The 15,882-nt window shown below is 57.3% G+C and carries 16 protein-coding genes; 4 read left to right on the top strand and 12 right to left on the bottom strand.

The window, feature by feature from the left end:
* The first annotated feature begins 87 nt into the window (after positions 1–87).
* Positions 88–1,008 carry a LysR family transcriptional regulator gene (locus tag EPG66_RS18265; protein ID WP_031592527.1) on the top strand — a complete coding sequence of 307 codons (921 nt, stop codon included), beginning with the start codon at positions 88–90 and terminating at the stop codon, positions 1,006–1,008.
* Here the strand turns inward: EPG66_RS18265 and EPG66_RS18260 are convergent.
* Positions 1,005–2,168, bottom strand: coding sequence for an MFS transporter (locus EPG66_RS18260; protein WP_182687721.1), 1,164 nt, complete (start codon positions 2,166–2,168; stop codon positions 1,005–1,007). The genes EPG66_RS18265 and EPG66_RS18260 overlap by 4 nt on opposite strands.
* Positions 2,169–2,529: 361 nt before the next feature.
* Here EPG66_RS18260 and EPG66_RS18255 point away from each other — a divergent pair, with 361 nt between their 5' ends.
* On the top strand, positions 2,530–3,156 hold the full coding sequence (locus EPG66_RS18255) for a serine protease (RefSeq protein WP_031592530.1): 627 nt from the start codon (positions 2,530–2,532) through the stop codon (positions 3,154–3,156).
* A gap of 300 nt (positions 3,157–3,456) precedes the next feature.
* Here EPG66_RS18255 and lysS read toward each other — a convergent pair whose 3' ends face one another.
* From lysS to xerD, 5 genes are all read right to left on the bottom strand, one after another.
* Positions 3,457–4,977: a lysine--tRNA ligase gene (gene lysS / locus EPG66_RS18250; RefSeq protein ID WP_182687719.1), complete on the bottom strand. Its 1,521-nt coding sequence runs from the start codon at positions 4,975–4,977 to the stop codon at positions 3,457–3,459.
* Positions 4,978–4,986: 9 nt separating this feature from the next.
* Positions 4,987–6,085, bottom strand: a protein-coding gene (gene prfB, locus EPG66_RS18245; protein WP_099257461.1) for a peptide chain release factor 2 whose coding sequence is annotated in 2 segments (ribosomal slippage) — positions 4,987–6,009 and positions 6,011–6,085 — 1,098 coding nt in all. Because the reading frame shifts where the segments join, the coding sequence is not laid out codon by codon here.
* A 231-nt stretch (positions 6,086–6,316) separates the two neighbouring features.
* Positions 6,317–8,050, bottom strand: a complete 1,734-nt coding sequence (gene recJ, locus EPG66_RS18240; RefSeq protein ID WP_143789772.1) for a single-stranded-DNA-specific exonuclease RecJ — start codon at positions 8,048–8,050, stop codon at positions 6,317–6,319.
* Positions 8,051–8,053: 3 nt separating this feature from the next.
* Positions 8,054–8,767 carry a bifunctional protein-disulfide isomerase/oxidoreductase DsbC gene (gene dsbC, locus EPG66_RS18235; RefSeq protein WP_010671049.1) on the bottom strand — a complete coding sequence of 238 codons (714 nt, stop codon included), beginning with the start codon at positions 8,765–8,767 and terminating at the stop codon, positions 8,054–8,056.
* A 21-nt stretch (positions 8,768–8,788) separates the two neighbouring features.
* Positions 8,789–9,682 (bottom strand): site-specific tyrosine recombinase XerD, encoded by an 894-nt coding sequence (gene xerD / locus EPG66_RS18230; protein WP_143789771.1) that lies wholly within the window; start codon positions 9,680–9,682, stop codon positions 8,789–8,791.
* 102 nt (positions 9,683–9,784) lie between these two features.
* On the opposite strand from xerD, the gene fldB reads away from it, so the two are divergent.
* Complete coding sequence (gene fldB / locus EPG66_RS18225) at positions 9,785–10,303, top strand: flavodoxin FldB (protein ID WP_010248777.1); 519 nt, start codon at positions 9,785–9,787, stop codon at positions 10,301–10,303.
* Between the two features lie 127 nt (positions 10,304–10,430).
* On the opposite strand, the gene EPG66_RS18220 is transcribed toward fldB, so the two are convergent.
* The gene (locus EPG66_RS18220; RefSeq protein ID WP_143991090.1) at positions 10,431–10,841 is read right to left on the bottom strand and encodes a protein YgfX; all 411 of its coding nucleotides are present in this window, start codon (positions 10,839–10,841) and stop codon (positions 10,431–10,433) included.
* Complete coding sequence (sdhE, locus tag EPG66_RS18215) at positions 10,816–11,082, bottom strand: FAD assembly factor SdhE (RefSeq protein ID WP_182687716.1); 267 nt, start codon at positions 11,080–11,082, stop codon at positions 10,816–10,818. Before sdhE ends, EPG66_RS18220 begins: the two co-directional genes overlap by 26 nt.
* 226 nt (positions 11,083–11,308) lie before the next feature.
* On the opposite strand from sdhE, the gene ygfZ reads away from it, so the two are divergent.
* Positions 11,309–12,295, top strand: coding sequence for a tRNA-modifying protein YgfZ (gene ygfZ / locus EPG66_RS18210; RefSeq protein ID WP_182687714.1), 987 nt, complete (start codon positions 11,309–11,311; stop codon positions 12,293–12,295).
* 44 nt (positions 12,296–12,339) lie between these two features.
* Here ygfZ and EPG66_RS18205 read toward each other — a convergent pair whose 3' ends face one another.
* The 4 genes from EPG66_RS18205 to EPG66_RS18190 all read right to left on the bottom strand — a co-directional run bounded on the left by EPG66_RS18205 (position 12,340) and on the right by EPG66_RS18190 (position 15,882).
* Complete coding sequence (locus tag EPG66_RS18205) at positions 12,340–13,314, bottom strand: sugar-binding transcriptional regulator (RefSeq protein WP_064703544.1); 975 nt, start codon at positions 13,312–13,314, stop codon at positions 12,340–12,342.
* 122 nt (positions 13,315–13,436) lie between these two features.
* Positions 13,437–14,294, bottom strand: a complete 858-nt coding sequence (locus EPG66_RS18200) for a phosphogluconate dehydrogenase C-terminal domain-containing protein (RefSeq protein WP_182687753.1) — start codon at positions 14,292–14,294, stop codon at positions 13,437–13,439.
* Positions 14,295–14,296: 2 nt separating this feature from the next.
* Positions 14,297–15,106 (bottom strand): sugar phosphate isomerase/epimerase family protein, encoded by an 810-nt coding sequence (locus tag EPG66_RS18195; protein ID WP_182687712.1) that lies wholly within the window; start codon positions 15,104–15,106, stop codon positions 14,297–14,299.
* Complete coding sequence (locus EPG66_RS18190) at positions 15,103–15,882, bottom strand: triose-phosphate isomerase family protein (RefSeq protein ID WP_182687710.1); 780 nt, start codon at positions 15,880–15,882, stop codon at positions 15,103–15,105. The genes EPG66_RS18195 and EPG66_RS18190 overlap by 4 nt, the downstream gene beginning before the upstream one ends.

The following is a 15,882-nucleotide window of genomic DNA, read 5'->3' as shown; positions in this document are numbered from 1 at the left end:
GCAATAACGGCATTAAGCCAGAATCGTGTCATAGCGAAAAATATCTGTTTTAATATCGTCTATGCAGAATGGATATAGGAAGGGTACGTGGCGAACATTAACTGGCGGCATATCGAGATTTTTCATGCGGTGATGACCAGCGGCAATCTGACTCAGGCCGCGACACTGCTGCACACCTCACAGCCGACGGTGAGCCGGGAGCTGGCACGCCTGGAGCAGCAGCTGGGATTAGAGTTGTTCGGACGGGTACGCGGTCGCCTGCAACCGACGGTGCAGGGATTGCGTCTGTTTGAAGAGGTGCAGCGATCCTGGTACGGTCTGGATCGCATCATGGAAGCGGCTGAAGGGCTGCGCCAGTTCCGTCAGGGTGAGCTGTCGATCGCCTGCCTGCCCGTTTTTTCGCAGTCGCTGCTGCCACCACTGTGTCAGCCCTTTTTACAGCGCTACCCGGATGTGAGCCTGAATGTGATCCCGCAGGAGTCGCCGCTGCTGGAGGAGTGGCTGTCAGCACAGCGCTATGATATCGGCTTAACCGAAACTCAGCACGCTCCGGCCGGTACTGATCGTCTCGCCCTGCTCACCTGCGATGAAGTGTGTGTATTGCCTCAGAACCACCCTCTGAGTCAGCGTACAGAGCTGACGCCGCACGATTTTGCGGGCGAACAGTATGTGAGCCTGTCGCGCAGTGACAGCTATCGTCAGTTGCTGGATGCGCTGTTTCATGAGCAGGGCGTCGAGCGGCGGCTGGTGATGGAGACGCACAGTGCCGCTTCGGTGTGCGCCATGGTCAGAGCGGGCGTGGGCATTTCGATTGTGAATCCGCTGACGGCGCTGGATTACGCCGACAGCGGTGTGGTGATGCGTAAGTTCAGCGTGGCGGTTCCGTTTACCGTCAGCCTGGTGAGGCCGCAGCACCGCCCTGCGTCGGCGCTGGTCGATGCCTTTGTCAGCCATCTGCAACGGCAGGTGGCTGACTTTCCGGCACGCATCGCCGCCCGCCTGGCTTAAGCGCGAACCCTGGCGGCTGCGCGGCCCGATTTGCGGAAGGTGATCAGACAGATCAGCAGGCCGATTGCCGCCAGCGCAGCGGCAGCAACCGGCACCGCCGTCAGGCCATATCCACGGCCAATCACCGCACCGCCGACCCAGGCACCCAGCGCATTGCCCACGTTAAACGCCGAAATGTTCAGGGTTGAGACCAGGTTAGGCGCCTCTTTGCCATGACGTACCACGTTGATCTGCAGGCCCGGCACCGTCGCAAAGGTCGCCATCGCCCACAGGAACAGGGTGATCTCCGCCAGCCACAGCGCATGGCTGGTCCAGCTGAACAGCAGCGAGAAGATGGCGATCAGGGAGAAACTGAGGATCAGGCTGAAGGAGACTTTCCAGTCGGCCAGTTTGCCGCCAAAAATGTTACCGACCGTCAGGCCTGCGCCAATCAGGAACAGCGTCCAGCTGACGCCACGATCGCTGATGCCCGTCACCTCTAACAGCAGCGGCGCAATGTAGCTGAACAGCGCAAACATCGCCGCGGCAAAGAACACCGTCATCAGCAGTGACAGCCACAGTTTCCCGTTGGCCAGTGCACCAATTTCACTCGCCAGGTGAACCGGCTTTTCCTGTTTATTGTTGGGCAGACTCACGATCAGGGCGATAAACGCCAGCACGCCAATCACAGCCACGCCCCAGAAGGTGGCTCGCCAGCCAAACATCTGTCCGAAACTGGTTCCCAGCGGAACGCCCAGTACGTTGGCTAAGGTCAGTCCGGTAAACATCAGTGCGACAGCGGAAGCCTGACGACCGGCTGGCACCAGACTGGCGGCGACCACCGCGCCAATACCGAAGAAGGCACCGTGACAGAGCGCGGTGACGATGCGTGCCAGCATCAGCAGGTTATAATTGTAAGCCAGCGCACACAGCAGGTTGCCGACAATAAATATCACCATCAGCAGAATCAGCGTTTTTTTACGCGGCAGCCTGGCGGTAAGCAGCGCCATAATCGGCGCACCAATCGCCACGCCCAGCGCGTAGCCGCTGATCAGCCAGCCCGCCGACGGAATTGTCACCTGAAGGTCACGCGCCACCTCCGGCAGCAATCCCATAATGACAAACTCGGTGGTTCCGATGGCGAACGCACTCAACGCCAGCGCCATTAATGCTACAGGCATAACACTCTCCCAATATCATTTGCAGGTGAACTGCACAGACGCGCAGCCCCTCGACGCTTATTAAAATTAGATCTGCGTCACGGTGAGCATTACAGCACAGTGCTGATGCGCGACATAGCCTGCGCGCAGCAAAGGATTATTGCCGGGGCCGCAATAATCCTGCCGCTTTGCCGGAACAAATGGCTTTGTCAGCCTGCTGGCTAAGCCCGTTAAAGCGCACATAACCCAGGGTCAGGTTGTCATTTCCCGCGAACCCGTTACGCTTTTTAGTGCGTATTTAATTAATAAATCCTTAACGTTGCCGATATATCCCTAATCAATTGCCAGGTGATGTGATCAACTTCTGACGCAGGGAGAGAGAATGCAACGACTCATAGCCTTAATGGTGTTTGGCTTAACCGGCTGCTCGGTGGGTCATTATGAGTACAGTAAAGAAGCTGAAAAACGGGTGGATATGACCGTGACCGGCATTCCCACCGTGCTGGGTTTAGGCACGCTTGGTACCACCATCCCACTGACGCCGGAGTACAGCCTGACCGCCGCCCATGTGGCAAAGTTTTCGCTTTACCGGGTAAAAGCCTGGCATCCGCAATGCGATCTGGCCGTGGTCTACCACAAAAACAGCGAAATGAACCTGCCACCCAACTTTCGTAACAGCCACATCGGCGATCAGGTCAATCTCTACGGCTACAGTTTTATTTCGGCCATGCCGGTCAGTTCCAGCGGGCAGAACCTGATCAATACCACGCTGGCGAACAGCTGGAACAAATCAGACTGCGTCGTGGTGGCGGCGAATGCGGGGGTGGTTAAAGGGATGTCGGGCGGCGCAGTCTATAACGCCTCTGATGATACGCTGGCGGGCGTGATTATCGGCTACAGCAATAACATTAACGACAATGTCAGCGGTAAGACACTCTATAAGAACGTTGCGCTCTATGTGCCCTATGCACGATTTCAGACCTGGCTGGATCAGGCGATTAAATCCTGATATATGCTGAACGAACAGATGTAAAAAAGGCCGGAATTTCCGGCCATTTCGCATGTTTACAACGCCAAATCTGAGTAAATCTGACAGCAACAGATAAACCAGGCGCGCAGGAAACACGGTCAGAATAGGAAAGCGTCCCGCGCCAGGGATGGCGTGGGCCGAGCGGTCATGGATGACGGCTTTTGCGTCTTTCCGATCTGACCGTGTTCCCTGAGCAGGCACGGTCTGACAGCGAACCGGGCCAAACTTTGTCAGCAAGCTTAAGGCCTGAAGATCAGGCCTTGTAGCGACTCATAACGATTACTTGCTGCCTGGACGCAGTGCCGGGAACAGAATCACATCGCGGATAGTGTGGCTATTGGTAAACAGCATCACCATACGGTCAATACCGATACCCAGACCGGCGGTTGGCGGCAGACCGTGCTCCAGTGCGGTGACATAGTCTTCGTCGTAGAACATCGCTTCGTCGTCGCCAGCATCTTTGGCATTCACCTGCTGCAGGAAACGCTCAGCCTGATCTTCCGCATCGTTCAGCTCAGAGAAGCCGTTACCGATTTCACGACCGCCAATGAAGAACTCAAAGCGATCGGTGATTTCCGGGTTCTCGTCGTTACGACGGGCAAGCGGAGAGACTTCAGCCGGATATTCAGTGATGAAGGTCGGCTGAATCAGATGCGCTTCAGCGGTCTCTTCAAAGATTTCGGTTACGACGCGGCCCAGACCCCAGCTTTTCTCAACCTTGATGTGCATTGATTGAGCAATCGCCACCGCTTTATCAAAGTCTTCCAGATCGGCCAGATCCGTTTCCGGACGGTATTTCTTGATCGCTTCACGCATGGTCAGTTTTTCAAACGGCTTACCGAAATCAAACTCCTGCTCGCCGTAAGGCACCACGGTGCTGCCCAGCACATCCTGCGCCAGCGTACGGAACAGGCTTTCGGTCAACTCGATCAGATCTTTGTAATCCGCATAAGCCATATAGAGTTCCATCATGGTGAACTCTGGGTTATGACGTGGCGAAATACCTTCGTTACGGAAGTTACGGTTGATCTCGAACACGCGATCGAATCCGCCCACCACCAGACGCTTCAGATAAAGCTCTGGGGCGATACGCAGATACATGTCGATATCCAGCGCATTGTGATGGGTGATGAACGGACGCGCAGACGCGCCGCCAGGGATCACCTGCATCATCGGGGTTTCCACTTCCATAAAGTCGCGGCCCACCATGAACTGGCGAATGCCGGCCATGATCTGCGAACGAATTCTGAAGGTGTTACGCGATTCCTCGTTGGCGATGAGATCAAGGTAACGCTGACGGTAGCGCGTTTCCTGATCGGCCAGGCCGTGGAACTTGTCCGGCAGCGGACGCAGTGCTTTGGTCAGCAGGCGCAGTTCAGAACAGTGAATCGACAGTTCGCCGGTTTTGGTTTTGAACAGTTTGCCGCGCGCGCCCAGAATATCGCCGAGATCCCACTTTTTGAACTGCTCGTTGTAGATGCCTTCAGCCAGATCGTCACGCGAGACGTAAAGCTGAATCCGGCCACCCACATCCTGCAGGGTCACGAAAGAGGCTTTACCCATGATACGACGGGTCATCATACGTCCGGCGACGCTGACTTCGATGCCGAGATCTTCAAGCTCTTCGTTGCTCTTTTCGCCATAGCTCTCATGCAGCTGTTTTGAGAGGCTGTCACGACGGAAATCGTTAGGAAACGCCACGCCATTTGCACGCAGCACGCTCAGCTTTTCGCGACGCGCTTTCAGTTCGTTATTTAACTCAACGGCGGCATCAGCGCTCTGCGGTTGTTGTTCAGACATGTCGGTTCCTTATAACCCTGCTTTTAAACTAGCTTCAATGAATCGATCCAGGTCGCCGTCCAGCACCGCCTGGGTGTTACGCGTCTCTACGCCGGTGCGCAGATCTTTGATGCGTGCATCATCGAGAACGTAAGAACGGATCTGACTTCCCCAGCCGATGTCGGACTTGTTGTCCTCCAGCGCCTGTTTCTCAGCGTTTTTCTTCTGCATCTCAAGCTCGTACAGCTTCGCTTTCATCTGCTTCATCGCCTGATCTTTGTTCTTGTGCTGAGAACGGTCATTCTGACACTGGGTGACGGTACCGGTTGGAATATGGGTAATACGTACCGCAGATTCCGTCCGGTTAACGTGCTGGCCGCCCGCCCCTGACGCACGATAGACGTCAATGCGCAGATCGGCTGGGTTGATGTCGATATCAATATCGTCATCGACTTCCGGGTAGATAAAGGCGGAGCTGAATGAGGTGTGACGACGACCGCCGGAGTCAAACGGGCTCTTACGCACCAGGCGATGTACGCCCGTTTCGGTACGCAACCAGCCAAAGGCGTAGTCGCCTGACACGCGAATGGTCACAGATTTAATGCCTGCAACTTCACCTTCAGACTCTTCGATAATTTCGGTTTTGAAGCCTTTGGCTTCAGCCCAACGCAGATACATACGCATCAGCATGCTGGCCCAGTCCTGCGCTTCGGTGCCGCCGGAACCCGCCTGCAGATCGATGTAGCAGTCGGCGCTGTCATACTCGCCAGAGAACATGCGGCGGAATTCCAGCTCGCCCAGCTTGCCCTCAAGGACATCCAGCTCGGCAACCGCTTCGTCGAAAGTCTCTTCGTCTTCCGCTTCTACCGCCAGTTCAAGCAGACCCTGCACATCTTCCAGGCCCTGCGACATCTGATCCAGCGTCTGCACGATCGCTTCCAGCGAGGAGCGCTCTTTGCCCAGCGCCTGAGCACGCTCAGGTTCGTTCCAGACATCGGGCTGTTCCAGCTCGGCGTTTACTTCTTCGAGGCGTTCTTTCTTGGCATCGTAGTCAAAGATACCCCCGAAGAACGTCGCTGCGCTCACTGAGGTCCTGAATACGGTTTTTGACCGGGTTGATTTCAAACATGGCTTTAGCGTCTTTCTTATGTTCGATGGGACAGGAAATTTAACGCACAAGTTTACCCGAAACTGGCGGCAGATTGTAGCGCTGAGACAGCGGGCTGATGCCGGGGCGGCGTGACGCGTTGCATTTGCTTATCGGGCCGCGACGACAACCGCTCGCACAGCAGGTTAACGCAGGGGAAAAACAGGCTGACGCGCCTCTGCCGTGGCCGGAGACGCGCGCCCCTTATAAAAATCAAAGCGGCCAGATATGGTCAATGATCAGCTGTACCGAGCGGTTACCGCGATACTCATTGATATCCAGCTTATAGGCCAGCTCGACCTGACGAATGCTGCTGTCGGGCCACAGAGTGGTATCGACATTAAAGGCGATCCCGTCGATCAGCGGACCGCCGTCCAGCGGTTCGACCATCACTTTCAGATGTCGCTCGCCCACCAGCCGCTGTTGCAGCAGCTTAAATTTGCCGTCAAAAGCGGGTTCCGGGAACGCCTGGCCCCAGGGCCCCGCTTCGCGCAGCATCTCAGCGGTCTGCAGCGAAAAATCCTGCGGCTGCAACGCGCCGTCTGACCAGATGATGCCCTGCAGAGATTCGCCATCCAGCCACTCACCGACCAGATCGGCAAAGCGCTGACGAAACTCCTCGTAGCGTGCGGTTTCCAGTGATAAGCCTGCCGCCATGGCATGACCGCCGAACTTCAGCATCAGGCCGGGATTCAGCGTATCCAGACGCTCCAGCGCGTCGCGCAGATGCAGACCGGCAATTGAGCGGCCTGAGCCTTTCAGCGTGCCGTCGCCCGCCGGCGCAAAGGCAATCACCGGACGATGGAAACGCTCTTTCAGACGGGAGGCGAGGATCCCCACCACCCCCTGATGCCATTCGGGATGATAAAAAGCCAGCCCCAGCGGCAGATCGCTCTGCTCACGCTCCAGCGCCTGGCACAGCGCCAGCGCTTCGCTCTGCATGCCCTGCTCTATCTCTTTGCGCGTCTGGTTCAGCGCGTCCAGCTCACTGGCTAACATCCGTGCCTGACTGAGATCCTCAGTCATTAACAGCGCCACACCCACCGACATATCGTCGAGCCGGCCTGCGGCATTGAGCCGTGGCCCCAGCGCAAAGCCGAGATCGCTGGCCGCCATCTGACGCGCATCGCGATTAGCAATCTCCAGCAGCGCCCGGATGCCTGGCCGGCATTTTCCGGCCCGGATGCGGCTGAGTCCCTGCCACACCAGAATGCGGTTGTTGACGTCGAGCGGCACCACGTCGGCAACCGTGCCGAGCGCCACCAGATCCAGCATCTCTGCAAGATTGGGTTCGGTGCGGGTGGCACCAAACCAGCCCTGGGTGCGCAGATGGGCGCGCAGCGCCAGCATCAGATAGAACGCAACGCCCACGCCCGCCAGTGCACGTGAGGGAAAGTTACAGTCCGGCAGATTGGGATTAACGATCGCCTCAGCGGCCGGTAAGGTCTCGCCCGGCAGGTGGTGGTCGGTAATCAGCACCGGAATCCCGTGCTGATGGGCACATTCAACGCCGGCGTGGGAGGATATGCCGTTGTCGACGGTCAGGATCATCGCCGCGCCGCGCGCCCGCGCCTGCTCAACCACTTCAGGGCTGAGGCCATAACCATCTTCAAAGCGGTTAGGCACCAGATACTGCACGTTGCCGCCGCCCATGCTGCGCAGCGCCATGACCGTCAGCGCGGTACTGGTCGCGCCATCAGCATCAAAGTCGCCCACCACCATAATGCGACGCCCATCCAGCAGCGCCTGATGCAGCAGTTCCACTGCGCTCTCAATCCCACTTAAGGACTGGTACGGCAGCAGGTTTTTCGCTCCGCGCTCCAGCTCTGCCGCGTCGCGCACGCCGCGTTGCAGATAGAGTCGTTTCAGCAGCGGCGGCAGCGTCGCCGGAAGCGCATCGTCAACCGTCACCTCACGGCGACGGAGTTCCACATCCTGTTTTACCACCGATTAACCACCACGCTTCTGATTGTCCAGCACCTGCTTCAGCTCCTGCGGCGACTGATAACCTGGGATCATCATGCCGCTGTCAGTCAGCATCGCGGGCGTGCCCTGAATGCCGAACAGCACGCCAAGTTTATAGTGCTGGGCGATATCGATTTTGCAGCTATCTGGTGCGGCCATCTTCGGCGCATTGCCTTTCATCGCCTCATCAAACGCTTTATTGCGGTCAGCGCTGCACCAGATCGCTTTCATCGCCGGTTCAATCTGACCGTTCAGCCCTTCACGCGGAAACGCCAGGTAACGCACGGTGATGCCCAGCGCATTGTAGTCCGCCATCTGCTCGTGCAGCTTGTGACAGTAGCCACAGGTGATGTCGGTGAAGACCGTGATCACGTGCTGCTCTTTAGGCGCTTTGTAGACGATCATCTCCGGCACCAGCGCTTCGACTTTTTTGTCCAGCAGCTGGTTGGTGACGTTGACCGGCTGTTTGCCGCTGACGTCATAGAGCGGCCCCTGGATCATGTGTTTGCCGTCGTCGGTCACGTAGAGCACGCCGCTTTCTGACAGCACGGTTTTAAAACCCGGCAGCGGTGACGGGCTGATCTCTGTCTGGTTCAGACCGAGCTTTTTAAGTGATTGCTGAATGGCGCTGTCATCGGCCTGTGCGAGACCGGAAAAGGCGCTGGCTAAAAGAGCCAGCATGGCAAAATGCTTGTTCATTTTTGTCCTTATCGCCGCGGTTCAGGCCCGCGGATGGTGTTGTTGATGCAACTGACGCAGGCGCTCAGTGGCGACGTGCGTATAAATTTGGGTGGTGGAGAGATCGCTGTGTCCCAGCAGCATCTGTACGACACGCAGATCGGCACCGTGGTTCAGCAGATGGGTCGCAAAGGCATGGCGCATGACATGCGGTGATAACTTTTCGCTGTCGATCCCCGCCAGCGTGGCGTAATGCTTGATGCGATGCCAGAAGGTCTGGCGCGTCATCTGCTGCGCCCGATTACTGGGAAACATCACGTCCAGCGTCTGACCGTTGAGCAGCCACGGACGACCATGTTCCATATATTGCTCCAGCCAGTAAACCGCTTCTTCACCTAAAGGCACCAGCCGCTCTTTATCCCCTTTACCGATAACCCGGACAACGCCCTGGCGCAGGCTGATGTCGCTGAGCGTCAAGCCAATCAGTTCGGAGACGCGCAGGCCCGTGGCGTAGAGCAGCTCCAGCATCGCTTTGTCGCGCAGCTCCAGCGGGATATCGATATTCGGCGCCTGTAACAGCCGCTCGACCTGCGTCTCACTGAGATCTTTCGGTAAACGCTGCGGCAGTTTTGGTGCTGACAACAGCGCGCTGGGATCGTCCGGGCGCAGCTTTTCGCGGTAAAGATACTGGAACAGGCGACGCATGGCGCTGAGCAGCCGCGCTGAGCTGGTCGCCTTGTAGCCGCCTTCCAGCCGTTCAGCCAGAAACTGCTGCAGATCCAGCGGCGCCACGCTAAGCAGCGTCAGCTGATGATGCGCCAGCCAGCCGGTCAGCGTCTGAAGATCCTGGCGATAAGAGGAGAGAGTGTTCTGCGCCAGATTGCGTTCAATCCAGAGCGCATCAAGAAACTGTTCTGTCAGATCGCTGTCCTGCACGTTATCTCCGCCGTCTGGTGTAAAATCATGCTCATTATGCCTGATTCAGCAGCGCTTCTGGTACAATTGCGCCAAAGTCAGTATTTACAGAGTGTTATCTGCATGAAAATCGGTCTTTTTTACGGTTCCAGTACCTGTTACACCGAAATCGTAGCGGAGAAAATTCGCGATTTTATTGGCGAAGAGTTAGTGACGCTGCATAACGTGAAAGATGACGACCCGCGCCTGATGGAGCAGTACGACTTGCTGATCATGGGCATCCCGACCTGGGATTTCGGTGAGTTGCAGGAGGACTGGGAGGCGATCTGGCCGCAGTTGCCCGCGCTGAATCTGCAAAACAAGATTGTCGCACTGTATGGCATGGGCGATCAGATTGGCTATGGCGAGTGGTTTTTAGATGCGCTCGGCATGCTGCACGATTTGCTGCAGCCGATGGGGGTACGTTTTGTCGGCTACTGGCCGCTTGAAGGCTATGAGTTCACCAGCCCGAAACCGCTGAGTGCCGATGGCTCGCAGTTTGTGGGTCTGGCGCTGGATGATGTGAATCAGTTCGAGGTCACCGATGAGCGCGTTGAGCAGTGGTGCGAGCAGGTGTTAACCGAAACAGCCGGACTGCTCTGACGGCCCTTCTGCCGGTGTCGAACCGTAGCATGAACAGGTGAGCGGCTTTAACCACCCTTGCCTGTCATTATTGAACCGCAGTGCAGGCAGATAAACGGCTTAAGACGCTTTGCCTGCCCTGCTGGCGTTAATGCCGTGCCTTGCTGAAGCAGCAGGCGCGTAACGCCCGCCATTCGCCCGGCTGCATATTGTCCTGCATCAGCCACCAGCGTAGCGTGGCACCCTGTTCGCTCTTCGCCACCAGCAGCACGCCAACGGGTAACCAGCATAAAGGCTGAGTTGGCCGCCAGCGTTTTCCCTGCCAGATCCAGCAATGGACGCTTTCCCGCTGTAACGTACCCTGCCGTTGAATCAGGCGCCGAACGCTGCGCCAGCCCTCAGCCAGCAACAGCAGAATAATTGGTGCTTTAACCAGCCAGTTGCCTGCAGGCAGCGTCATCACCACCACGCCAGTCACGGCTGCTATCAGCCAGGCGCAGACTAACCCGCACGCCAGGCGAGAGGGCTGCAGCTTACATTGCCACCGGGCCGCGATCATGGTTACGCTGCTGGATCAGGTTCACCATTCGCTTAAGCTCCGGATCCTTTGGCTCACCGTAATTCATCAGCCAGTTAAACAGATCGGGATCGTCACTCTTTAGCAAATCCACAAAGACCTGCTTATCGGTGTCGCTCAGCGTCTCATACTCAAATTTGAAGAACGGCATAATAGCCACATCCAGTTCCAGCATGCCGCGACGGCAGGCCCACTGAATGCGTGATTTATCATTAATATCCATGCATCAATTTCCACAATTCACAACGTGGCGCCTAGTGTAACCTGGTTTAATACGGCTCGCAGGCGCAGCGTCGCATGCTGTGCAACCTGCCACATTTCAGGCTGAATGTTTTCAGGGTTATCACGCCTTTTGTGCGCCGTTTTCCGTAAACAGGTTGCATTGCCAGTCGGCTCTTTTAACATTGAAGATATTATTCCGGATGAACCTTCTTATACAGGATATCTCCATGCCCACATTTACTTTACCGCCGCGCCAGCCTACCGCGTCGTCTCGTCTGCCGTTAACCCTGATGTCACTGGATAGCTGGGCGCTGGTTTCCATTACCGGCGCCGACAGCACCTCTTACCTGCAGGGTCAGTTAACGCTGGATGTCGCCGCGCTGGATGCCGACCATCATTCGCTTGCCGCACACTGCGATGCCAAAGGCAAAATGTGGAGCAATATGCGCCTGTTCCATCGCGGTGAAGGCTATGCCTATCTGATCCGTCGTGAACTGCGCGACACCCAGCTGCCCGAGTTAAAGAAATACGCCGTGTTTTCGAAAGTGTCGATGGTGGCTGATGATGAGTCAGTATTACTGGGTGTGGCCGGCTTTCAGGCGCGCGCCGCGCTGGCAAATCTGTTTGATAGCCTGCCCGACAGTGAAAAACCGGTGGTGCAGCAGGGAGAAACCACGCTGCTGTGGTTTGCCCATCCGGCCGAACGTTTTCTGATTGTCACTTCGCTGGCCCAGGCAGAAGCGCTGAAGCAGAAGCTCAATGACGATGCACAGTTCAATGACAGTCAGCAGTGGCTGGCGCTGGAGATTGAAGCCGGCATTCCGGTGATTGATCCCGCCACCAGCGTGCAGTTTATTCCGCAGGCCACCAACCTGCAGGCGCTGGATGCTATCAGCTTTAAAAAAGGGTGCTATGCCGGTCAGGAGATGGTGGCCCGGGCGAAATATCGCGGCGCCAATAAACGCGCGCTCTACTGGCTGGCGGGTCAGGCAAGTCATCTGCCCGAAGCCAATGCCCCGCTGGAGTTGCAGATGGGTGAACGCTGGCGTCGAACCGGCAGCGTGCTGGCTGCGGTACAGTTAGATGACGGGATTAGCTGGATTCAGGTCGTGATGAATAACGATCTGGAGCCGGACAGCGTGCTGCGGGTGGAAGGCGATGAAGGCGGACATCTGACCATTCAGCCACTGCCCTACTCGCTGCAGGAAGAGTAACGTCTGATGCACGTCGCCGCAGAGGCTACATGCCTGCGCGGCGACTACTCCGCTTTCTGCGTCATGTTCAGCAGGGTGCGGATGTTCTGCGCCGTGGTGGCGATGATGTCGATAGCGCCGGTGCGTAACGCGCCCAGAATCGCCATCGCTTTGGTGTTCTCCGAGGCGATGGCAATCACACACGGGATCTTGCGCAGTTCATCAATGCTCAGACCAATCACCCGATCGTTCATCACGGTATCAACATGCTGCCCCTGCGAATTAAAAAAGTCGTAACCCGCGATATCGCCGATGACGCCCTGATTCAGGCTGGCGTCGATAATTTCGTGCGGCGTAAACCAGCCTAACTTCACCATATAGCTGTTTTCATTCATGTCGCCGATGCCGACCAGCGCGAAGTCAGCTTTGCGAGCCCGATCCAGCGTCTCTTTAATGGTGCCGTTCTGCATAAATGCCGCTTTCAGCGAGCGATCTTCAACATATGCCGGAGCGTAGAGCGTTTCGCTGATGCCACCAAACTTCTTCGCCAGTCGACGGCTGATGTGGTCAGCGTTGATCGCATCACCGGGACGGTGAGTGCCGCCGATACCGCTGATGAAGTGGCAGTTACGCGTCGGCACCTGGCCCGGATGATCGGCCACCGCCGCCACGTTGCGCCCTTGCCCGACGGCCACCACCGAGTTTTCTTTAAGCGATTGCTCCAGCCAGGAGGAGACCAGCGCCGCCACCTGACGCCGCTGCTCATCATTATCCTGCAGATCGAGCGCGATCAGCGCACGCTGTAAGCGGGGAAAGCGGTCAAGCAGCTGCTGCTCAAGCCGGGTACTGAATACCGGATGGTAACGCACGTTAATCTCAACAATGCCCTCTTCCCTGGCACGCTTCAGCAGCCGTCCGACTTTGATGCGTGAAATGCCAAACTTACGCGCAATCTCTTCCTGGGTAATTTCATCCTGATAATAGGCGACTGCGATTTCGGTCAGCAGTTCGGCGTCCTGAGAAGGCGTGTGTTTTTCCATGCGTTATCTGTCTCGCAGTGAGTTACCTGACTAAGCACAGGCGTTTAAGGAGGGAATTTATACCATTGAACCGGCTCACCTCGCCAGGCATTGAGGCGGCGAGCCGGTAGCGGTGTCACAGATTAGCGACGAATGGCGTCGATTTTCAGCATCCGGGCAATCACGATATCCAGCTCTTTCTGATCGAAAATCTGCTTCCAGTCAGGCTTCACAATCTTTTCGCGTCCATATTCCATGGCGATCATGCAGGCATCAGAGAACGGATTAGTGGCGCGGAACGCTACCGCCAGCGCAATCTGAATATGCCCGTAGAGCATCGCTTTTGCGGCCTCTTCCGGAACGCCACTGTGCTTCACCGTTTCATCGAGCGCTTCTTTCATAAAGGCACCGACCATGCAGGCGACGGTCTCAACTAGCGTCGGCTCAAGATAGGCCAGTTGGGTCACCGTCACCCAGTGCACCTGCTCCACCGGGCCATACATCACGCTGATCACCTTGCTGAGTTCGGCGCGCTGCGCCTCGCTGCCCGTTTCATAAGCCGCGGCAACGTGCTGAATCGCAGCAATGCCGCCAAATGCGTCGGCGTGCTCCTCTTTAGTGTAACGCTCAAGGAACACCGATGGATGACAGGGATGCGCCACTGCATACTGAATATCGTCACGCTGGAAGATCAGATTGGCATAGGCGGCGGCTGGATCGAGCGTTAACAGCACCGCACCGGCCTTCATCTGCGGCACTACCGCTTCAGAGACCTTACCCAACACGATATCCGGCACCGCCAGGATCACCACGTCGCTTAACGGCACCACCGAGGCGGCATCCGACAGTTCACGGCCCTGTTGAGTGACCTGCTGCTGCGCCGCGGGCGAATTTTCACAGTAAAAGACCTGGTAATCACTTTTCTGGAAGTTGGCTGAAATGCGCATGCCCATCTTGCCGCCGGCGCCAATCACAGTAAGGGTTTTCAGTTGATTCATTATTTTTACTCCCGATTTTGTTTACTACGTAAAAATTCCACGCTGCGTGCTGTCCACTCAGCTTCACGCTGGCAGGTGGTGGCAGCGTCTTCCTGCCACGGCAGCCAGTGTTCAATAATCTGGTTAATGCCGCGTTCGGCCGGACGCACGCTGGCGATCATCTGGTCATAATCGAGCAAGCCTTCACCCATCGGGCAGCCGGCATAGGTAAAGCCGACCCAGCCATCACGCCGGGTAAAGGCGAAATCTTTGATATGCAGATTGCCGACCCGCGTCGCGGTCTGCGCAATGACCTGCTCAGGTAACTCCAGCCCGGCGACGCAGTTGGCCGGATCGAGACAGACACCCAGCCACGGCGACGGAAAGCGGTTAATCACGGACATCAGATCCGCCGTTTTGACCTGCTCGTAGGTCTCAAGACAGAGCCGGACCTGCTGCTCTGCATAGTCCGGCAGCACGTCAGCGATCAGTTGCGCCGCCTGCTCCAGTGAGGGGCGATGGCTGGCGGTGTAAAACATCGAGCGCACGACATGCGCATCGAGCTGTTGCGCCATCTGCAGATAGCGTTGCAGATGGGCCGTCTCCAGCCCACGAGTGCCGAGTTCCAGCGTAATGCCCAGCGCATCCGCCTGCTGCCGCAATCGTTGCAGCCCGGCATCCGACCAGCTCTCAATCGCCGGATAATCGCAAATCTGGAACAGCGACAGATCGAGTGCGGCGGTCTGCTCCAGCATCTGTTCCAGCGTCAGCGGCTGCGGGACCCGCTCTGACATGCGCCAGAAAAAGGCGTAGGTGCTGAGTCCGATCTGGCTCATGAGTGACACTCCTCTGCCAGCGCGCTGGCCTCGTCAATAATCTGCTCCAGCGCGGCAGGATCGTGGGCAAAGCGGCCGAGGAACAGACCATCCACCGTTCCGCCAAGCCGCTGAATCAATCCCGGACCGGCGCTGCCGCCGTAGATTACCTGCAGAGTAATGCCTGCTGGTGTCGGCAGCTGACGCACACCTTCACACACCGCGCGGATATAGCTTTCGGGTGCCGGTTGCGGTGCGCCAATCGCCCACTGCGGTTCCCAGGCAAAAAATAGCGTGCCGGTCAGGCCCTGCTGTTGTGCCAGCGACAGCGCCTCGCCCAGCTGCTGCTGGCACAGGGCAATCGCCTGCGACGGCTCCCCCTGCTGCGCTTCCCCGATGCATAACACCGGCGTCAGGCCATGGCTAAGCGACATCGCCACCTTGGCGGCAATCTGCGCGGAATCTTCATTGAAATGGCGGCGGCGTTCGGCGTGACCGATCTCCGCCAGCGAACAGCCCAGCTCCTGCAGCATGCTGGCGCTGACTTCACCGGTCCAGGCACCGTTTTCAGCCTGGCAGACATCCTGACCCCCAACGCGTACCGGCGTATCGGCAAAAATAGCGGCAGCCGCCGGTATCGCCGGATAGGCGGGCAGCACAAACAGCCCGATATCGCCGCGCTGAATCGCCGGATGACGCCGCGCCAGTGCGGCAACGTCGTGGCACCAGTCGAGGGTTTGCTGGTAGCCAAAATACATTTTCAGGCTGACACCCAGCCACAGAACAGGTTGTGACAT

This window comes from Pantoea pleuroti (assembly GCF_014156615.1).
Classification (GTDB): Bacteria; Pseudomonadota; Gammaproteobacteria; order Enterobacterales; family Enterobacteriaceae; genus Pantoea; species Pantoea agglomerans.
Note: the sequence above shows the minus strand (reverse complement) of the source record. Positions and strands in the feature narration are given on the sequence as shown.

Excerpts from the sequence above, each read along its gene's own strand:
- dsbC (WP_010671049.1), bottom strand. The coding sequence starts at position 8,767 with ATGAACAAGCATTTTGCCATGCTGGCTCTTTTAGCCAGCGCCTTTTCC.
- ygfZ (WP_182687714.1), top strand. The coding sequence starts at position 11,309 with ATGCCCACATTTACTTTACCGCCGCGCCAGCCTACCGCGTCGTCTCGT.
- sdhE (WP_182687716.1), bottom strand. The coding sequence starts at position 11,082 with ATGGATATTAATGATAAATCACGCATTCAGTGGGCCTGCCGTCGCGGC.
- EPG66_RS18260 (WP_182687721.1), bottom strand. The coding sequence starts at position 2,168 with ATGCCTGTAGCATTAATGGCGCTGGCGTTGAGTGCGTTCGCCATCGGA.
- EPG66_RS18255 (WP_031592530.1), top strand. The coding sequence starts at position 2,530 with ATGCAACGACTCATAGCCTTAATGGTGTTTGGCTTAACCGGCTGCTCG.
- EPG66_RS18205 (WP_064703544.1), bottom strand. The coding sequence starts at position 13,314 with ATGGAAAAACACACGCCTTCTCAGGACGCCGAACTGCTGACCGAAATC.
- EPG66_RS18195 (WP_182687712.1), bottom strand. The coding sequence starts at position 15,106 with ATGAGCCAGATCGGACTCAGCACCTACGCCTTTTTCTGGCGCATGTCA.
- lysS (WP_182687719.1), bottom strand. The coding sequence starts at position 4,977 with ATGTCTGAACAACAACCGCAGAGCGCTGATGCCGCCGTTGAGTTAAAT.
- fldB (WP_010248777.1), top strand. The coding sequence starts at position 9,785 with ATGAAAATCGGTCTTTTTTACGGTTCCAGTACCTGTTACACCGAAATC.
- EPG66_RS18220 (WP_143991090.1), bottom strand. The coding sequence starts at position 10,841 with ATGATCGCGGCCCGGTGGCAATGTAAGCTGCAGCCCTCTCGCCTGGCG.
- EPG66_RS18190 (WP_182687710.1), bottom strand. The coding sequence starts at position 15,882 with ATGTCACAACCTGTTCTGTGGCTGGGTGTCAGCCTGAAAATGTATTTT.